Here is an 18098-nt window from a genome sequence, read left to right as displayed (position 1 = left end):
CCGACCTGCCCGATCAGTTGCTCTTCTTGAACAGGCGGCCGAGCAGGAACCCGGCCGCAATGGCCGCGCCGATCGCCACGCCGGGGCTCTTGCGCACGAATTCGCGGGCTTCGTCGCCCAGTTCGTCGAGGCTTTTCTCGTCGAGCTTGGTCGCGGCGCCGGAAACGGACTTTGCCGCCGAGCGGGCGTAATCGCCGTACTTGGGACCGACCTTCTCGTCGATCAGGCTGACGTTGTCGTCGATCACCTTCGACAGGCTGATCATGGCCTGGCTGGTCTTGGCCTTGCCCTGGTTGGCAAGGTCGACCGCCTTGACCTTGGCGTCGTCCGCGAAGGCGCTGGCTTTCACCTTCGCGTCGTCCGCGAAGGCACTCGCTTTCACCTTGGCATCTTCCGAGCGGACCTTGGCCTCGCTCGACCATTCGGTCTTCGCTTCGTTCAGCTTGCCGAGGTAACCTTCCGCCGCGCTCTGGGCTTCCTTGCCCAGCGCAGCCGCTCCGGCACGGACTTCTTCCATGGCCTTGGTGAAGTGGCTCTTGGCATTTTCGGTTCCGTTTCCGGTTTCCGTCGTTGGATCGGCCATGGGGTTTCACTCCTCGTTGTCGGTTAACCCGGTCATTCGCCTATAGGCGATGCACATTAAGTGTAACACATCTTGCACTCTGTGCTGCAACGCAACTTGTAACCTCGGGTTCCCCTGCTAAGACGCCCTCAAGAGCGCCGAAGCCTCGTTCGAAGGCGCCTTTAAGGAGGAATTCCCAGCATGACCGCGATCATCGATATCCACGGCCGCGAAATTCTCGACAGTCGTGGCAATCCCACCGTCGAAGTCGACGTTCTCCTTGAAGACGGCAGCTTCGGCCGCGCCGCGGTGCCTTCGGGCGCCTCGACCGGTGCCCATGAGGCGGTGGAGCTGCGTGACGGTGACAAGAGCCGTTACCTCGGCAAGGGCGTGCTCAAGGCCGTTGATTCGGTGAACACCGAAATCGCCGAGGAACTGGTGGGCATGGATGCCGAAGACCAGCGGGACCTCGATCTTGCCATGATCGAACTCGACGGGACCGAGAACAAGGGGCGTCTTGGCGCCAACGCCATCCTCGGCGTCAGCCTCGCTGCCGCCAAGGCGGCCGCCAATGCACGCGGCCTGCCGCTCTATTCCTACGTTGGCGGTGTTTCGGCGCATGTCCTGCCGGTACCGATGATGAACATCATCAATGGCGGCGAGCATGCCGACAACCCGATCGATTTCCAGGAATTCATGATCATGCCGGTCGGCGCCGATTCGATCGCCGAAGCGGTGCGTTGGGGGTCGGAAATCTTCCACACCCTGAAGAAGGGCCTGCACGAGAAGGGTCTCGCGACGGCCGTGGGTGACGAAGGCGGTTTCGCCCCCAACATCGCCAGCACGCGGGCCGCGCTCGACTTCGTGCTCGCCTCGATCGAGAAGGCCGGCTTCAAGCCCGGCGTCGACGTTCAGCTCGCGCTCGACTGCGCGGCCACCGAGTTCTTCAAGAACGGCAAGTACGAGATCAGCGGCGAAGGTCTTTCGCTCAGCCCGATCCAGTTCGCCGACTACCTTGTCGACCTCTGCGGTGCTTATCCGATCGTGTCGGTCGAGGACGGCATGGCCGAGGATGACTTCGAAGGCTGGACTGCGCTCACCGAAAAGCTTGGTCACAAGGTACAGCTTGTTGGCGACGACCTGTTCGTGACCAACCCCAAGCGTCTGACCATGGGCATCGAGAAGGGCATGGCGAACTCGCTGCTGGTCAAGGTCAACCAGATCGGCACCCTGACCGAGACGCTGGAGGCTGTTTCGATCGCCAATCGCGCCGGCTACACCGCCGTGATGTCGCACCGTTCGGGTGAAACCGAAGATGCCACCATCGCCGACCTCGCCGTCGCCACCAACTGCGGTCAGATCAAGACCGGCTCGCTCGCCCGTTCGGACCGGCTTGCCAAGTACAACCAGCTGATCCGCATCGAGGAAGAGCTTGGCAGGGCTGCGCGCTTTGCCGGAGCCTCGGCGTTCGCCCGCCTCGCGCGCTGAACCTATCGGTAGCTGAAAACAAGGGCCTGGCTTCTTTCGGAAGCCGGGCCCTTTTTGCAGCCGGCTGTTTCCTGGAGCAGTTTCAGATCCGATTGCATCGGATAAGCTGCTCTAAGATTTTGGTTTTCCGGGTCATCAAGCGATTCCACCTGATTGGAAAACGCTCTAGCGTGCGGCGGCCAGTTCCTGTCGGGGATCGTCAAGCAGGACGACTGAGCGCGATGCGGAGGAAAAATATTCCAGCATGGCGGCATAGCCCCGCGCGCTTAGCTTGACGTAGACGCGGCGCGCATCTCCGGGGTCCGCCTCGCGCATCAGCAATCCCTGCTTTTCGAGGATCGTGATCCAGCGCAGCGCGGTTGTGGACGGGACGGCGGAGCCGATGCAGGCACTCGTTACCGAGACGCGGCGCCGTTCCTTGGCCGCGATGAACAGGTCGAGGAGGATGTCCCAGGCAGGCTCGCCGAAAAGTTCCTCCGAATCGAAGATCTTCGTGCGGCGCCGCCGGTCATCGTACGTCTGGCGGGCCAGTTCGACCCAGATGGGATGGTCCTGGCTGGCTGATGTCTTGCCGCTTTCCCGTTGTACCGAATTGGCGATTTCGGTGGCTATCGTCTGTCCGATTTCGAGTTCGCGCGCCATGGCGAGAAGCTCGTTGGCAATTCCAATAAGGCGAATGGCCTTCGCCCGATTGCGCATCAACTGATCGGTCTTCTCCATACAACTGAGCCCACCAAGCCTTGTGGCCGCAATGATCCGTGTCGAGGGGGGCGCCGAGCACGAATACGAGTCGCAGCAATTGCTCCTGCAAGGCTGCAGTCCGCCGCGCCGATGTGTTTTCGCTTCAAATCGGCGAAACCGCATCGACGTGTCGTGCCGCACCTTGCAGGGTTTGTTGCATGCGCGAGCGGCGGCGTCAGCGGTCGGTTAGTCCAGATCGGAGGGGTCTTGGTCCAGGCCCGAATCGCGTCGCAGCGCGTCGATGGCGGCCTGCATGTGGGCCGCGGCGATTTCGGCGCCCAGGTTCTCGAGTTGGGCGAGGTTGGCCATCATGGCTTCGATCAGCGCACTGCGCTTCGCTTCGATGTTCACCTGCAGTACTCCTCCGTCGCGGGTGCGTGCCCGGTCGGGCCCCGCTTCCCGGGTGCATGGGTTGCGACCCTCGTCCCGTAGGCGGGGTATTCTTGGTTAATGATGTGTCCGATTAAGATCGAATTCGGACACTTCTTTCTCTGGCTACAGTATCCGGCCAATTTGCAAACCGGACTTTTTGTGGTGTCCAAGTTGGATACATGCAACTTGAGGATGGATAACGGGCGCCGGATGGCTTCCGTCAGAACTATTTATCTGATGTTCTGGCGGAATTCCATGCAGAATAGGGGTATTTGCTTGGCTACCCTCGTGCGTCGTTGGCGAGAAAGGCTTCCGCGGGAGGTTGCAAATCGCAGATCATGGCAAGCTCGCGCACTTGCTCGGGCGAAGTGGCGCTGGCAATGGGGGCGGCAACGCCTGCCCGCGTGTTGAGCCAGGCTAGTGCGGTTTGTGCGGGAGTGGCGCCCAATTCATCGGCGATCCCGCGAAGCCAGGCCAGACTCTGCCAGCCGTTTCCGGCGGCAGCTTCGTCGAGCGTGTGGGCGCGGGCTGTTCCGGCCCATTGATCGGCCTGCGTGTACTTGCCCGTCAGGAAGCCTGCAGCGAGGCCATAATACGGGAATGCCGCGATTCCCCGTTCAACGCAGATGTCCTGCAAGCCGCCCTCGAACTGTGCGCGGGCGACGAGGTTGTAGAGCGGTTGCAGTACGGTGAAGGGGTGAAGACCCTTCTCGCCGGCCACCGCGAGGATGGCGGAAAGCCGGGCGGGGGAGTAGTTCGACGCGCCCAGTTCGCGGGCGCGGCCCGAGGTAAACGCCTGATCATAGGCTTCGGCCACTTCGTCCAGTGGCGTCGCGGTGTCATCGCGGTGGGCGTAGTAGAGATCGACATAATCGGTGCACAAGCGCTGCAGAGACGCCTCTAGCGCCGCGCGGACAGTGTCGGGAGCCAGCATGCCGGGCGCGCCGCCCTGACCGGTCTTGGTGGCGATGCGCATCTCGGAGCGGACCCCGCGCGTTTTCAGCCATTCGCCGATGATCGTTTCGGATTCGCCGCCCTTGTGTCCGGGGACCCACTTGGAATAACCGTCGGCCGTGTCGATCATGCGGCCGCCGGCTTCGTAGAAGACGTCGAGGACCGCAAGGCTGCGATCCCGGTCGATTGTCCATCCGAAGACGTTTCCGCCCAGCACCAGGCGGATGCCGCCAAGGCAGGGGTGCTCGCAGTGCGGGCTGTCCTTCAGGTCGGAGACCGGGATCGTGTCAGCCATTCCTTACTCCGTCAGGCGAAGCGCTCCTTGAGGTCGTAGAGCGCGATGGCGGCCTTGGCCGCTTCGCCGCCCTTGTCCTTCTGTGCGGGATCGGCGCGGACCAGCGCCTGTTCCTCGTTCTCGACGGTAAGGATGCCGTTGCCGATGGCAATGCTGTCCATGGTCAGCGCCATGATACCGCGTGCCGATTCCCCGGCGACGATTTCGAAGTGGTAGGTCTCGCCGCGAATGACCACGCCGATGGCGACGTAGCCGTCATAGTCGCCGGTCGCCTCGGCCATCGAGATGGCGGCGGGGATTTCCAGCGCGCCGGGCACGGTGATCACTTCAGCCTTGTGGCCGGCGGCCTTGAGCGCGGCCTTGGCGCCGGCGATCAGCTGGTCATTGAGGTGGTCGTAGAAGCGGGCTTCGACGATGAGAAAACGGGCCATGTCAGTTCGCTCCTTCAGCGGCAGCATCTTCGGAAGTGCTGGGAATGGGGCGCTCGTTCACGATGTTGAGGCCATACCCCTCCAGCGCGACAAGCGAATGATGCGTGTTGGTGAGCAGGATCATGTCGTGGACACCAAGTTCCGCGAGAATCTGCGCCCCCACCCCATAGTCGCGAAGTTCTTCGATGTCAGGCGTTTCGCCCGCACGAATCTGCTGCTTGATGTCCATGACCTTGGACATCGAGCTGCCGATCTGGCGGTTGATGACGACGATCACGCCGCTGCCTTCTTCCGCGATCATTTCCATCGAGCGGTGCAGCAGGTTGCCGCGATCCGCCGACTCCTCGCCGAACACGTCGGTGAACATCGAAAGCGTGTGCATGCGCACCAGCGTCGGCTTGGCGGGATCGATGCGGCCCTTGATCAGCGCCATCGTCTCGTCGCCGGTGGCCTTGTTGTAATAGCTGCGGGCAAGCCACTGGCCGCCGTGGCGGCTCTGGAAGGTGATCTCGTTCTTCTTCTCGACCATGCGGTCATGCTTGCGGCGATAGGCGATGAGGTCGCGGATCGTGCCGATCTTGAGGTCGTGGATGCGGGCGAAGCCAATCAGGTCGTCCATGCGCGCCATGGTGCCGTCGTCCTTCATGATCTCGCAGATCACGCCCGAAGGGTTGAGGCCGGCAAGGCGCGAGATGTCGACGGCGGCTTCGGTATGGCCGGCGCGGACCAGCACGCCGCCGTCACGCGCGCGCAGCGGGAAGACGTGACCGGGAGTGACGATGTCGGCCTTGCTCTTGGTGCCGTCGATGGCGACCGAGATCGTGCGCGCGCGGTCGCCCGCCGAGATGCCGGTGGTCACGCCTTCGCGCGCCTCGATCGAAACGGTGAAGGCGGTTTCGTGGCGGGTGCCGTTGTGGCGGCTCATCAGATCGAGGCCGAGTTCGTCGATGCGCTGGCTGGTGAGCGTCAGGCAGATCAGCCCGCGGCCGTGCGTGGCCATGAAGTTGATCGCTGCCGGGGTTGCCATCTGCGCCGGGATCACGAGGTCGCCCTCGTTCTCGCGGTCCTCGTCATCGACGAGGATGAACATGCGGCCGTTGCGCGCCTCGTCGATGATCTCCTCGATGGGGACAAGCATCTGGCGGTCGTCGTTGGAGAACAGTGCGCGCTCCAGCTTGACCAGGGTTTCGGCGGTGGGGTTCCAGTCCGGCTCGGTGCAGTCGCGCAGCGTGTTGGCGTGGAGCCCGGCTGCGCGGGCAAGGCCCGACTTGCTCATGCCGCCCTCGGCGACGAGCTTGCGGACCTGTTCGATCACATTGCCTGCCATTGGAGTATCTCGTTCTCACATTGTGGTGTGAGCGCGATATGAGCCTATCACATCGAAATTCAAGTCCCCTTGAATTCGGGCCGTCGCTTTTCGAGGAATGCCTCGACCGCTTCGGCGTGATCCTGGGTGGCGTGGGCGGCGGACTGCATGGCGGCGGCCATTTCCAGCAGGGTGGCGAGATCGGCGCGGCGGCCTTCCCACAGCAGGCGCTTGGTCATGCGCACGGCATGTGGCGGGTTGGCGGCGATGCGGCGGGCGAGGGCGCGGGCCTCGTCCATCAACTGGTGATCGGGCACCACCTTGGAGACGAGCCCGCAGGCCAGCGCCTCCGCCGCGTCGATCATGTCGCCGGTCAGCGCCATTTCGGCCGCCTTCGACCAGCCGACGACGCGCGGCAGCAGCCAGGAGCCGCCGTCGCCGGCGATCAGGCCGATCTTGACGAAGCTTTCGGCAAAACGCGCGCTTTCACCGGCAATGCGCAGGTCGCACATGCAGGTAAGGTCGCAGCCCGCACCCGCCGCCGCGCCGTTGACGGCGGCGATCACCGGCACTTCGAGCGCGGCGAAGGCGAGCGGCAGGCGCTGGATGCCGCGCTTGTAATTGAGCCGGGTGCGGATCGGCTCGCCGCCGTTGACGTTGCCGCCGGGCTTCATCTCGTTGATGTTGCCGCCCGAGGAGAAGCCCTTGCCCGCGCCGGTGAGAATGGCGACGCGCGCGGCGGGATCGTTGTCCAGCCGTTCCACGGCGCCCAGCAGGGCCTCGATCACTTCGGGATCGGAGATCGGATTGCGCATTTCCGGCCGGTTGAGAGTGATCGTGACGATGCCTTCGGCGTCGATCTCGTACAGTACGGCGTCGGTCATGCTTGTGGTCCTGCTCCTTGTTCTTGCGACTGCCTTAGCAGGTTGACGCATAGGTTAAAGGGGCGGGGGTTAAAGGGGCTGGGGTAAAAGGGGCCGGATGCACAGGCAGCCGACCCCTTTTCGAATTTTGTCGCCGAGCGATCAGGCGGGCTGCTTGGAAGCCGCGCTCATCATCTTGGTGATGTCCACTTGGCCCGTGGCGAGGCCGCCCATGAAACCGCCGTCCACCGGCATGACGATGCCGTTGACCACGCCGGCAAGGTCGCTGCAGATCAGCACCAGCGGACCGGCCTGTTCGGCGGGCGTGGTGTAGCGGCCGAGCGGCTCGGCGGCGGCATCGACCACATCCTTGCCCGAAGTGGCGTGGAAGGTTGCCATCATCGGCGTCTGGGTGGGCGAGGGCAGCGAGCAGTTGATGCGGATGCCCTTCTTGATGAGCTGCGCGCCCATGAACTGGGTCCAGACGATCACTGCTTCCTTCGAGAAGGCATAACCCTCGCTGACCTGTTCCATGTTGGCCTCGCACCAGGCGAGACCGGCGTCGAAGCCCTGGGTCGCAAGCAGTTGCATGTGGACGGGGATGCGGCGGCTCCAGCCAAGGCCGCCGGTGGAGGCGATCGAGACGATGGCGCCGCCCTGGCCCATCAGCGGCACGACCTGTTCGGTAAGGTGGCGGGTGCCGAGGAAGTTGACCTTCATCACGTCCATCGCCGGGAAGCCGCCGCCGCCGGGTAGCCCCGCGCAGTTGAACAGGGCGTCGATCTTGCCGCCGACACCGGCAACCGCGGCTTCGAGACTGGCCGGGTCGCGCAGGTCGATCCGGGTGAACGAGGCCATCGGCACCGCGCTTTCCTTGAAGTCGAAGCCGTGGACTTCGGCGCCGAGGTCGACAAGCAGCTTTGCCGTCGCCTCGCCCATGCCCGAGAAGCAGCCGCTGACGATTACACGCTTGCCTTTGTAGCCGAGAACATCGCTCATCCGGTTATCCTTCCTCTCTCGGGCGCGCGCATGGGCTGGCCCCGATCTCTTGTTGCCGGATAGCTAGTCGCACAGGGGCTGCGGCATCAACCGCGATGCGGGCTGATCGCCGGTACGATACGCCGTGACGGCTCGCAAACGGGCGGCGGTGCTGCTAGGCGAACGGGCATTCCAGCGGAGGACGAGGTGCACGGACAGGCGGAAACGGAAGGGGCGGGGGCCGTGCCTGTCATCTATCGCGAGCCCGGATGCGCCGCGCGGATCGCCTTGATAGCCGGGAGTTTCGAGCGCCTGCTGGGGCGTCCGCTGGTGCGCGGCGGCGATCCGGTTGCGGCGTTGTGGCAGGCGCCGTTTGCCGTGGTTGCCCACGGCACCGAGGCCGATCCGCTGTTCTTTCTCGGCAATGCGCGCGCGCTCACGGCATTCGAGAGCGATCTTGCGACGTTTGTCGGCATGCCCTCGCGCCTCTCGGCCGAGGCGCCGCTGCGCGAAGAGCGGCAGGCTTTGCTCGACCGTGTGACCGCCCACGGCTTCATCGACGACTATGCCGGTGTGCGCATCAGCGCCAGGGGGCGGCGTTTCCGGATCGGCCCGGCGGTGGTCTGGAACCTCGTCGACGGCGATGGGGTCTGCTTCGGTCAGGCCGCGATGTTCCCGCTGTGACCGGGCTCGATCCCCGCCTTGTGGATGCCGTGATGGAGCAAGTCCACGGCGCGCTTTCCGGCGCGCTTTCAGGCCCGCGGCCCGGCTCTTGGCCCGGCTCCCGTCATCGCCCCGTCGTCATCGGCATTTGCGGCGCGCAAGGGTCCGGCAAGTCCACGCTGGCGCAGGCGGTGCAGGCCCATTGCGCGGCCGAGCGCCTCGCGAGCGCGGTGCTGTCGCTGGACGACCTCTATCTCACCCATGCCGAGCGGCAGGCACTGGCGCGCCACGTTCACCCCCTGCTCGCCACGCGCGGGGTGCCGGGCACGCACGACATCGCCCTCGGGCTGGACGTGCTCGACGGGCTGGAGGCGGGCGGTCCGGTGGCGCTGCCGCGTTTCGACAAGGCCCGCGACGACCGGGTTTCGGAGCGTGACTGGCCCATCGTCGGGCCCGGCTGCCAGGTGCTCGTGCTGGAGGGCTGGTGCCTCGGCGCCTTTCCGCAGCGGGCACGCGAACTGGCCGAACCGGTCAATGCGCTGGAGGCGGGGGAGGATCCCGATGGCCGTTGGCGGCGCTGGGTGAACGACATGCTCGGCGATTCGTACCAGCGGCTCTTTGCCCGGATCGACCGGCTGGTGCTGCTGGCCGCGCCCGGTTTCGAGGTTGTCCACCGCTGGCGCAGTGAGCAGGAGCGCGATCTCGCCGTGCGCGCCGGGCCGGACGACAAGGTGATGAGCGAGGCGCAAATCGCGCGCTTCATTGCCCATTACGAGCGGATCACCTGCGCCATCCTCGCCGAGATGCCCGCGCGGGCGGATCTGGTGGTGCGGCTGGATCGGGACCGCCGCCCGCAGGCGATCGAGGCGCGTTAATCCGCCCTTCGGCGTGCCTTCTCGGCGCGGCGGCTGCGCTTGCGCTGGAGGTCCGCGAGCGAGGGCACCCGGTCGTCGATGACGTCGGCCAGCACGGCCCCGCGCTCACCGGGCGGTTTGGGCGGACCTCTGGTGGTGTCGCAGAAGGTCTGCCGCTCGATTTCCGCATTGAGCAGGGCGCCGAGCAGGATACCGTAGGCCGACAGGAACAGCCACATCAGGAACACGACGATGGCCGAAAGCGAGCCATAGGTCGCGTTGTAGTCGCTGATATAGGCGACATAGAGCGAGAACCCGAACGAGACGGCGATCCACAGCAGGGTCGCCAGCAAGGCACCGGGGGCGAGCCAGCGCCACTTGGCGGGGCGCCGGTCCGGGCCGTAGCGCATGATGAGCGCAAAGCCGCTACTGCCGAGAAGGATGGCGGCGAGCCAGGTGAGCCAGTTGAACAGGCTTTGCGTCGCATCGCCGAGGTAGGCGGCGGCATGGGTCTGCAGCCATGCGAAGATGCCGCCGGAAACCACGCCGGTCATCGCGATCAGCACGGCGGACAGCGTCAGGCCTCCGGCGCGCAAGGTGAGGGCGATGATGCCGCGGGTCTCGCGCTCCTCGTTGATGACGTTGAGCGCGCTGATCATGCCGCTCGCCGCGCGCATGCCTCCGTAGATCGCAAAGAACAGCGCGATCACCAGTGCAAAACCGGTGACGCCGCGGCTGGTGGTGACGATCTGGATCAGTTGCTGTTCGAGCATATGGGCCACTTCGGGTGGGACCACCCGGACGATGCTCTGCATCTGGTCGCGCACGGCGTCGACGTCGCCGACGAGGCCGTAGGTCATCACGGTGGCGGCGATCAGCGGCGTCAGCGCGAGAAAGCAGTAGAACGCGAGCCCCGCCGCCAGCAGGCCGAGTTCATGGAACCCGCTCATCACCCAGACCCGCCGCACCACCCGCCACCATGCGCGCGCCGGCAAGGCGAGCGGCGTATCCGCATCCCAGCCCGGCGTGACAGGCGCGGGACCGATTGCCGCCGGAGCCGCCGTCAGGGGTGGCGCATTCGTATCGGAAACCGTATCCGGCGTGTCACGCTCGACGGTTCCTTCGTGTCCATTCATCAGCTTCCCCCTTGCCGCCGGGAACTTTCGCTGTTGCAATGCGATACGCTAAGGCACGAGGGCGTCCGTTGCCCAGACTCGAAGTGGCCATCACGACCTGGCCACGGATGATGCGGTTGATTATCGGGCCGGTCTGCGCAAGGCCGGACGCTACAGGGGGTATTCATAAGTCTGCTCATGCCAGGACCAAGCGATCACGCCGCCATCGGTTCCCGACTGGTGCGTGAAGGCGCCGGATTGGCGACGCTGGCATTCGTGCTGGCGCTCACCGGTACGCCTGCGCGCGCGCAGCAAGCCGATCCGGCCAGCCCGGCGGCAGACAGCAGCGATGCCAGGCGGCCTGATGCGAGAGGCGCGGATGCCGGAAAGCCCGACGAGAACGATACCCTGCAGGCCGGAAAGCTTGCCGTGCCGGCGCCGCCTGCCGATGCGGTGATGCCCGATGTGAAGCCGGTCATTTCCGACGACGAGTTTAACCGTTCGATCCCCAGGCTGGGCGCCGAAGACGATCCCGAACTTGGCAAGCCGCTGGAGACGATCGACGAATTCGAGAAGCGACTGGCGGGCGATGGCAAGGCGGCGAATGCCCAGTCTCCTGTCCAGTCTCCTGCCCCGGCGCCTCCTGCTGCTTCTGCCTCGGCGGGCGCTGCCGTCCAGCAGGCGGCGGCTCCCACCGCCGAAACCGAAACCATCGGCACCGCGCCGGTTCGGGACGCGGAACTGACCGCACCCCTGCCGCCGATCGACCAGTTCGAAGTGACCCCGGTCCAGTTCGCCGAGGCCGAGGAAGAGGCCAAGGACACCGAAGTCGCCTATGCGATGCGGATCGATGGGGTGGAGGAGGCCGACAAGGCCGCGGACACCGATCTGCTGGCCGAGTTCAAGTCCCATTCCGCCCTCAAGAAAGGGGACGGCAAGGCCGCCAATATCGCGATGCTGCGCGCGCGTCTGGCGGAGGATGCGACGCTCATGCAGACCGTGCTCGCGTCCGAGGGCTGGTATTCGCCGGTCATCCGTACCCGGGTCCAGCGTGATCGCAACGACGAGGGCAAGGTTGCGCTGACCGCGGTGATGACGGTGTCGCCGGGCAAGCGCTACACGCTTTCCGACATCGTCGTGAAAGCCGACCCGACGGTGCCGCCAAGCCTCATCGCCGACAATCTCGCACTCAAGCGCGGCGAGCCGATCATCGCGCAGCGTGTGCAGGGCGCCGAGGCGCAAGTGGCGCTGGCGCTTCCCGAAAACGGCTATGCCTTCGCGCAAGTGGGGGACCGCGACATCCTGCTCGACCCGGATAGCGGCGAGGGTGTCTATACGCTGCCGGTCGACGTCGGCCCGCGCGGCCGCTTCGACGGGTTCACGACCTCGGGCGATCTGGCCTTCGATGCCAAGCACATCGGCGTGCTTGCGCGGTTCAAGAAGGGCGATCTCTACGACAGCCGCAAGGTCGACGACTTGCGCAAGGCGCTGATCGCGACCAGCCTGTTCTCGACGATCGCTGTCGAGCCCCGCAAGACCGGGCAATCCGCGGGGAGCGACGGTACCGAATACGTCACCCTGCACGTCCAGCAGGACGCCGGGCCGCCGCGCACGATTGCCGGTACCATCGGGTATGCCACGGGCGAGGGGCTCAGCGCCCAGGCCAGCTGGACCCATCGCAACCTGTTCCCGCCTGAAGGCGCGCTGATCGTCAGCGCCATCGCGGGTACCAAGCAGCAAGGGCTGTCGACGACGTTCAGGCGCTCCAATTCGGGGCAGCGCGATCGCACGCTGGAACTGGTGACCGAGGCGTTCCACAACGACTACGACGCCTACAGCGCCTATACCGGGCGCATCGCCATCCGCATGGCGCGCGATTCCACGCCGCTCTGGCAGAAGAAGATCACGTATGCCGTCGGCGCCGAAACGCTGATCACCGGCGAGACCGACTACAACACGGCAACCGGCACGCGCGACCGCAAGCTCTATTACGTGGCCGGGGTGAACGGACAGCTCGGTTTCGACCAGACCGACAGCCTGCTCGACCCCACCAAGGGCTTTCGCCTGACCGCGCTGGTCCAGCCGGAAGCGACCGTGAAGGGCGGTTTCAACCCCTATATCCGCAGCCGGATCGACGGTTCCGGCTACTTCCCGGTGACCGACAGTCTTGTCCTGGCGGGGCGTGTGCGCCTCGGCACCATCAAGGGTGCCGGCCTGTTCGACATCGCACCGTCGCGGCGGCTCTACGCCGGCGGCGGCGGCTCGGTGCGCGGCTACAGCTATCAGGCGCTGGGCGAGCAGGCCGCCGACGGCAAGGCGGTGGGCGGGCGCAGTCTCAACGAGGCGTCGGTCGAGGCGCGTTACCGTTTCGGCAACTATGGCATCGTCGCCTTTGTCGATGCCGGGCAGGCCTATCGGCAGACCACCCCGCAGTTCAACGACTTGCGCTACGGCGTCGGCATCGGCGGCCGCTTCTACACGAATTTCGGACCGATGCGCCTCGATCTCGCCACGCCGATTGACCGCCGGCCGGGCGAATCGCGCCTCAATATCTACGTTTCGATCGGACAGGCCTTCTGATGAGCGGCGAAGAAGACAACCTGCCCCCGGCAGAGAGCGGAAACCTGCCGGAAGCGGACATGGCAGTGACCGGGGACGAGACGAACGAGCGGCCCCGGCTCACGCTTGGACGGCGCCTGCGCATTCGTGCCCTGAAAACGGTTGTCACCGTGGTGCTGGGCGCGGTGCTGCTGGCCGGGGCCCTGATCTTCGGCATCGATACCGGCCCCGGCCACCGCTTCGTCGCCGAGCAGATCGCGGGGCTGCGCTTCGACAACGGCATGCGCATCAAGGTCGGGCGGATCGAGGGTTCGCTCTACGGCAGGATGACCCTGCACGACCTCTCGGTCAGCGACCCGCAGGGCGAGTTCCTGTTTTCGCCCGAGATCGATGTCGACTGGCGCCCCTTCGCCTATCTCGACAAGCACGTCGACGTGCGCAGCGCCGTGGCCGAGCGGATGGTCCTGCGCCGTTCCCCCCGGTTCAAGCCGACCCCGCCCAGCACCGAGCCGCTGCTGCCCGATCTCGACATCGACGTCGGCCGCCTCCGGATCGGCCAGTTCGTCGCCGAGCCGCCGGTGGCCGGGGTGCGCCGCATCCTCACCGTCGACGGCCGCGCACATATCGCCGATGGCCGCGCGCAGGTCTTTGCCAGGGGCGGCACGGTGGCGATCAAGGGCGCCGTCAAGAACGGGGAGGGCGGGGACCGCTTCGATCTCGTGCTTGATGCCGTGCCCGCCAGGAACCGGCTGGCGCTCAAGGCCGACGTCGATGCGCCGGTGGGCGGCGTGATCGCCGCGCTCGGCGGGTTCAAGCAGCCGATGGCGCTGCGGCTCGACGGCAAGGGCGACTGGAAGACCTGGAACGGCACGTTCGATGCCGATCTTGGCGGCAGCGAGATGGCGCGGCTGGCACTGACCGCGCGGGACGGCACGTTCGTCGTCAAGGGGCCGACCCGGATCGCCCGGCTCTTCACCGGCCCGACCGCGGGTCTGCTGGGGCCGGTGACGAACGTCGATCTCACGGCAGCACTGGACAAGCGCAAGGCCAGGCTGTCGGGCCTGGTGTCGAGCGATGCCTTCACCCTGCGCCCTGACGGCGTGATCGATCTATCCGCCAACAGTTTCGAGAACCTGCGCCTGCAGTTCGCGCTGCTCAAGCCCACGGTGATGGCGAAGAACCTCGGCGGATCGGGGCTGACCGCCTCGCTCGCGCTGGACGGTGCCTTCACCGCGCCAAAGGCTGCCTACAAGATCAATGCCGCGCGTCTGATGATGAACGACATGGGGCTTGAAGGGCTGAGCGCGCAGGGCGCCGCGCGGGTCGATGCCGACAAGATCCTGATCCCCCTCGATGCCCGCGTGCGGCGCATCGTCGGGCTCGACACCGTGGCTGGCGGCACCCTGGCCAATGTCACCCTCAAGGGCGACATTGCCATCGACGGGCCGCGGGTGCTGTCCGACAACATGCGCCTCAAGTCCGACCGCATCGACGCCGGGCTGATCCTGGTCGCCGATGTGGGCAAGGGTTTCTACACCGGCGCCATCGACGGCAAGATCGACAACTACCGCCTCGAGAGCGTCGGCCTGTTCGACATTCGCACGAACATGGACCTCAAGAGCGAGAACCAGGGCTTCGCACTGGAAGGCACGGTCCACGCGCGCTCGCGCAAGCTGTTCAACTCGACCCTGCAAAGTTACCTCGGCGGCAACTTCGCGGCCTCCTCGCGGGTGCGCTACGGTTCGGACGGGATCGTGCGTTTCGCCGCGCTCAGGATGAACGCGCCGGATCTGCGGATCGTCGACGGGCAGGGCAGCTGGTCGCCTGCGGGCCGGATCGCGCTTACCGCGCGCGGCGCCTCGCAGCGTTACGGCGCGCTTGGCGTCAGGGTCACGGGTACGCTGATTAATCCCGACGCGCACCTTACCGCCGAGCATCCCGGCTTCGGGATCGGCCTCGCCAATCTCGATGCGCGGATCACCGGCGTGCGCGGCGGCTACCGCCTCGACGTCCGGAGCGACACCGACTACGGCCCGCTCAAGGCCGACGTGAACCTCTTGATGGGCCGCCAGATGGCGATCCGGATCAACAGCGGCAACTTGTCCGGCGTCGATTTTGCCGGGCAGATGACGCAGACCGCGGCCGGGCCGTTCGCCGGTGAACTGACCGCCAAGGGCAACGGCATCGGCGGCGCGCTGCGGCTGGCGGCCGAAGGCAAGTTCCAGGCCGTGGACTTCAACCTGCGCGCCAAGGACGCGACGTTTGCAGGGCCTGCCAACCTGACCATCGGCTCGGCGCTGATCGACGGGCGCGCGGTGCTTTACGACAAGCCCACCGTGGTTGCCGATGCCCAGCTTGCCGGCACCTCGATCGGCGCACTCGATCTGGCCGCCGCGCGCGTGCTGGTCGATTACCGCGATGGGCGCGGGCAGGCCAAGGGCCTGATCGAAGGGGTTAGCGGGGTGCCGTTCAAGCTCGGCGTCAATGCCGACCTGGCGCCCGAGATGTGGCGCGTGGCGCTCTCCGGGCGGGTTCGCGGCCAGTCGCTGCGCACGCTCAGCCCTGCGCGGATCGTGCCCGGCAAGGACGGCTACGAACTGCTGCCGACCACGCTGTCGTTCGGCCGCGGCCAGGCACGCGTGGCGGGCAAGTACGGCGAAGGCATGCGTTTCGAGAGCCGGATGGAGAATTTCGACGTCGGCGTCATCAATGCCTTCGTGCCGGGCTACGGCCTTGGCGGCAGTGCCAGCGGCAGCTTCGATTTTGCCCAGGCCGGCAGCGATGCCTTCCCGCAGGCCGATGCACGCCTGACCATCACCGACTTCACCCGCACCAGTTCCAGCACGATCAGCCAGCCGGTGGACATCAATTTCCTCGGCAAGCTGGTGAGCGACGGCGCCGAGGCCCATGCCGTGATCCGCAAGCGCGGCAGTGTCGTCGGGCGCATGGAGGCGGCGCTGCGGCCGCTTCCGGCGGGTGGCGGCACCTGGTCGCAGCGGCTGCTGGAAGCGCCGCTGGGCGGAGGCATCCGCTACAACGGCCCGGCCGACACGCTGTTCTCGTTCGCCGGACAGCCCGGGCAGACGCTGGTCGGCTCGGTCGGGTTGGCGGCGGACTTCTCGTGCAAGCTCACCGATCCTTGCGTGAACGGTCTGGTGAAGGGGCGTGACCTCACATACGAATACCAGGCCTACGGCACCAAGCTGACCAACATGACGCTGGCAGGCCGCTTCAACGGCAACAACTTCGAACTGCAGTCGCTCAATGCCAATGCCGGCAGCGGCACCGTCAGCGCGAGCGGGCGGATGAGCCTGGCGGCGGCGGAAGGCTATCCCATGGACCTCGCGGTCAAGCTCGACAAGGCGCGGCTGGCGCGCAGCTCCTCGCTTTCGGCCAGCGCCACCGGCACCGTCAACCTGACCAAGCGGGCGGGCGAGAAGGCCCTCCTCTCGGGCGAGCTGCGGCTGCCGGAAACGCGCTACCAGATCGTGCGGGAAGGGGCCGTGGAGATCCCGCAGCTCACCGGCGTGCGCTTCAAGCCGAAGACCGGGCCGACCCGCGTGACCGGCGACGAGCAGGCCGAGCCGATACTGACCGCGTTCTCGACGCTGCGTCTCGACCTGCACCTCAAGGCGCCGGAAAAGCTCTACGTCTCGGGCATGGGGCTCGATTCGGAGTGGTCGGCCGACTTCACCGTGGGCGGCACCAGCGCCGCGCCGACGATGGCGGGCGACGTCACGCTGATCCGCGGCAACCTTGACTTTGCCGGGCGCTCGTTCGACATCTCGTCGGGCAAGATCTCGTTCAACGGCGGACGCACCATCGATCCTTCGGTCTCGATCGCCGCAACCGACACGATCGAGGACGTGGCGGTGACCGTCTCGGTCAGCGGCAGGGCCTACAACCCGCAGATCGAGTTCAGTTCGGACCCGAGCCTGCCCGATGACGAGATCCTCTCGCGCATCCTGTTCGGCAGCTCGATCGCCAACCTTTCGGCGATCCAGGCGGTGCAGCTGGCGACCTCGCTCAACTCGCTGCGGGCAAGCGGGGGCGGCCTCAATCCGCTGGGCAAGCTGCGTTCGGCAACCGGCATCGACCGCCTGCGCATCCTCAGCCCCGACCAGACCACCGGGCGCGGCACCGCGCTCGCCGCCGGGCAGTACCTGACGGACGACATCTATGTCGAACTGATCACCGACGCGCGCGGCTTCACCGCGACGCAGCTGGAAGTCAGCGTGACCAAGTGGCTGTCGGTGCTGAGCCAGGCGGGCGGCTCGGGGGTCAACTCGCTCAACGTGAAGATCAAGAAGGACTACTGATGCGGCGCGCCTCCCTTTGCGTGGCCCTGCTGGTGCTCGTGGCGGCCTGCCACCGCGAGCCCAGCTTCGACGAGCGCTACAAGGCCGCGCAGGACAGCATCGGCGCAAAGGTCAAGGAGATCGACGCCCAGGCCTCTGGCAGTGCGCTCCCTCCGGCGGAAGACGCACCTGCAGCGGGTGAGGCTGGCCGCTAGGTCGCGGCCGAGAGGTTTTGCGCGGATCGGGCTGGGCGAGGCGGGCAGGGGCCATCCTGCGCTTGTCGAAGAATGGGAAGCCGTGCGCCGCGCCTCAAGGGGCTTCGACAGGCTCAGCCTGAGCGGGGGTGGAAGGTCTGGTTTGGATGGGAAGTGGTCAGTGCTCGGTCCATCCCACGTAACAGTCTTGGTCGATCAATCCGACAAGCGTTCGACCATCTGCACCCTTGAAACTAACTTTAGCCACGTAGTTGGTGGGGTCCTCCGCCAACTCGGCGACGTCAGACGCGAAATTGCGCTGATAAGGAAGGGAAGAACGGCTTAGCATTCCGCGCTTTTGTTCTCGTGCCAACTCCACTGCATCTGAATTTGACATGCCCTTGCAGGCCATTGATGAGATGCTC

15 protein-coding genes are annotated in these 18098 nt (G+C 66.0%); 6 read left to right on the top strand and 9 right to left on the bottom strand.

Annotated features, from left to right (window positions below):
* Positions 1 to 13: 13 nt before the first annotated feature.
* Positions 14 to 583, bottom strand: a complete 570-nt coding sequence (locus CA833_RS16075; RefSeq protein WP_142633464.1) for a hypothetical protein — start codon at positions 581 to 583, stop codon at positions 14 to 16.
* A 180-nt stretch (positions 584 to 763) separates the two neighbouring features.
* Here CA833_RS16075 and eno point away from each other — a divergent pair, with 180 nt between their 5' ends.
* On the top strand, positions 764 to 2050 hold the full coding sequence (gene eno, locus CA833_RS16070; RefSeq protein WP_142633466.1) for a phosphopyruvate hydratase: 1287 nt from the start codon (positions 764 to 766) through the stop codon (positions 2048 to 2050).
* Positions 2051 to 2215: 165 nt separating this feature from the next.
* On the opposite strand, the gene CA833_RS16065 is transcribed toward eno, so the two are convergent.
* The 7 genes from CA833_RS16065 to CA833_RS16035 form a co-directional block, all read right to left on the bottom strand.
* Positions 2216 to 2770, bottom strand: a complete 555-nt coding sequence (locus CA833_RS16065) for a winged helix DNA-binding protein (protein WP_142633468.1) — start codon at positions 2768 to 2770, stop codon at positions 2216 to 2218.
* A 207-nt stretch (positions 2771 to 2977) separates the two neighbouring features.
* Positions 2978 to 3142, bottom strand: coding sequence for a hypothetical protein (locus CA833_RS16060; protein WP_185928726.1), 165 nt, complete (start codon positions 3140 to 3142; stop codon positions 2978 to 2980).
* Positions 3143 to 3443: 301 nt separating this feature from the next.
* A complete protein-coding gene (locus CA833_RS16055; protein ID WP_207078623.1) occupies positions 3444 to 4412 on the bottom strand; it encodes an aldo/keto reductase in 969 nt (322 codons plus the stop codon).
* Between the two features lie 11 nt (positions 4413 to 4423).
* Positions 4424 to 4843 carry a 6,7-dimethyl-8-ribityllumazine synthase gene (ribH, locus tag CA833_RS16050; RefSeq protein WP_142633472.1) on the bottom strand — a complete coding sequence of 140 codons (420 nt, stop codon included), beginning with the start codon at positions 4841 to 4843 and terminating at the stop codon, positions 4424 to 4426.
* Between the two features lies 1 nt (position 4844).
* Positions 4845 to 6170, bottom strand: coding sequence for a 3,4-dihydroxy-2-butanone-4-phosphate synthase (ribB, locus tag CA833_RS16045; protein WP_142633474.1), 1326 nt, complete (start codon positions 6168 to 6170; stop codon positions 4845 to 4847).
* A gap of 59 nt (positions 6171 to 6229) precedes the next feature.
* Positions 6230 to 7033, bottom strand: coding sequence for a crotonase/enoyl-CoA hydratase family protein (locus CA833_RS16040; protein ID WP_207078622.1), 804 nt, complete (start codon positions 7031 to 7033; stop codon positions 6230 to 6232).
* 141 nt (positions 7034 to 7174) lie between these two features.
* Complete coding sequence (locus tag CA833_RS16035) at positions 7175 to 8011, bottom strand: coniferyl-alcohol dehydrogenase (RefSeq protein WP_207078621.1); 837 nt, start codon at positions 8009 to 8011, stop codon at positions 7175 to 7177.
* Positions 8012 to 8233: 222 nt separating this feature from the next.
* Here CA833_RS16035 and CA833_RS16030 point away from each other — a divergent pair, with 222 nt between their 5' ends.
* Together CA833_RS16030 and CA833_RS16025 are read left to right on the top strand one after the other, a co-directional pair.
* Positions 8234 to 8674 carry an MEKHLA domain-containing protein gene (locus CA833_RS16030; protein WP_242526144.1) on the top strand — a complete coding sequence of 147 codons (441 nt, stop codon included), beginning with the start codon at positions 8234 to 8236 and terminating at the stop codon, positions 8672 to 8674.
* Positions 8671 to 9528, top strand: coding sequence for a kinase (locus tag CA833_RS16025; RefSeq protein WP_207078620.1), 858 nt, complete (start codon positions 8671 to 8673; stop codon positions 9526 to 9528). The genes CA833_RS16030 and CA833_RS16025 overlap by 4 nt, the downstream gene beginning before the upstream one ends.
* Here the strand turns inward: CA833_RS16025 and CA833_RS16020 are convergent.
* The gene (locus tag CA833_RS16020; RefSeq protein ID WP_242526143.1) at positions 9525 to 10643 is read right to left on the bottom strand and encodes a YihY/virulence factor BrkB family protein; all 1119 of its coding nucleotides are present in this window, start codon (positions 10641 to 10643) and stop codon (positions 9525 to 9527) included. The genes CA833_RS16025 and CA833_RS16020 overlap by 4 nt on opposite strands.
* A 177-nt stretch (positions 10644 to 10820) precedes the next feature.
* Here CA833_RS16020 and CA833_RS16015 point away from each other — a divergent pair, with 177 nt between their 5' ends.
* From CA833_RS16015 to CA833_RS16005, 3 genes are read left to right on the top strand one after another with little or no spacing between them, the layout of a single operon-like run.
* Positions 10821 to 13202, top strand: coding sequence for an autotransporter assembly complex family protein (locus CA833_RS16015; RefSeq protein ID WP_207078619.1), 2382 nt, complete (start codon positions 10821 to 10823; stop codon positions 13200 to 13202).
* Entirely contained in the window at positions 13202 to 17500 is a 4299-nt protein-coding gene (locus tag CA833_RS16010) for a translocation/assembly module TamB domain-containing protein (RefSeq protein ID WP_242526142.1), read from the top strand. The genes CA833_RS16015 and CA833_RS16010 overlap by 1 nt, the downstream gene beginning before the upstream one ends.
* Positions 17500 to 17694, top strand: coding sequence for a hypothetical protein (locus CA833_RS16005; protein WP_207078618.1), 195 nt, complete (start codon positions 17500 to 17502; stop codon positions 17692 to 17694). The genes CA833_RS16010 and CA833_RS16005 overlap by 1 nt, the downstream gene beginning before the upstream one ends.
* Positions 17695 to 18098 lie beyond the last annotated feature (404 nt).

It is taken from the genome of Novosphingobium sp. KA1 (genome assembly GCF_017309955.1).
Lineage (GTDB): Bacteria > Pseudomonadota > Alphaproteobacteria > Sphingomonadales > Sphingomonadaceae > Novosphingobium.
The sequence above is the reverse complement of the archived record's forward strand: the minus strand, read 5'-3'. Positions and strand labels throughout refer to the sequence as shown.

Bases quoted from the DNA above. Each gene is read 5' to 3' on its own strand.
- CA833_RS16075 (WP_142633464.1), bottom strand. From the start codon at position 583: ATGGCCGATCCAACGACGGAAACCGGAAACGGAACCGAAAATGCCAAG.
- eno (WP_142633466.1), top strand. From the start codon at position 764: ATGACCGCGATCATCGATATCCACGGCCGCGAAATTCTCGACAGTCGT.
- CA833_RS16065 (WP_142633468.1), bottom strand. From the start codon at position 2,770: ATGGAGAAGACCGATCAGTTGATGCGCAATCGGGCGAAGGCCATTCGC.
- CA833_RS16055 (WP_207078623.1), bottom strand. From the start codon at position 4,412: ATGGCTGACACGATCCCGGTCTCCGACCTGAAGGACAGCCCGCACTGC.
- ribH (WP_142633472.1), bottom strand. From the start codon at position 4,843: ATGGCCCGTTTTCTCATCGTCGAAGCCCGCTTCTACGACCACCTCAAT.
- ribB (WP_142633474.1), bottom strand. From the start codon at position 6,170: ATGGCAGGCAATGTGATCGAACAGGTCCGCAAGCTCGTCGCCGAGGGC.
- CA833_RS16040 (WP_207078622.1), bottom strand. From the start codon at position 7,033: ATGACCGACGCCGTACTGTACGAGATCGACGCCGAAGGCATCGTCACG.
- CA833_RS16035 (WP_207078621.1), bottom strand. From the start codon at position 8,011: ATGAGCGATGTTCTCGGCTACAAAGGCAAGCGTGTAATCGTCAGCGGC.
- CA833_RS16020 (WP_242526143.1), bottom strand. From the start codon at position 10,643: ATGAATGGACACGAAGGAACCGTCGAGCGTGACACGCCGGATACGGTT.
- CA833_RS16015 (WP_207078619.1), top strand. From the start codon at position 10,821: ATGCCAGGACCAAGCGATCACGCCGCCATCGGTTCCCGACTGGTGCGT.
- CA833_RS16010 (WP_242526142.1), top strand. From the start codon at position 13,202: ATGAGCGGCGAAGAAGACAACCTGCCCCCGGCAGAGAGCGGAAACCTG.
- CA833_RS16005 (WP_207078618.1), top strand. From the start codon at position 17,500: ATGCGGCGCGCCTCCCTTTGCGTGGCCCTGCTGGTGCTCGTGGCGGCC.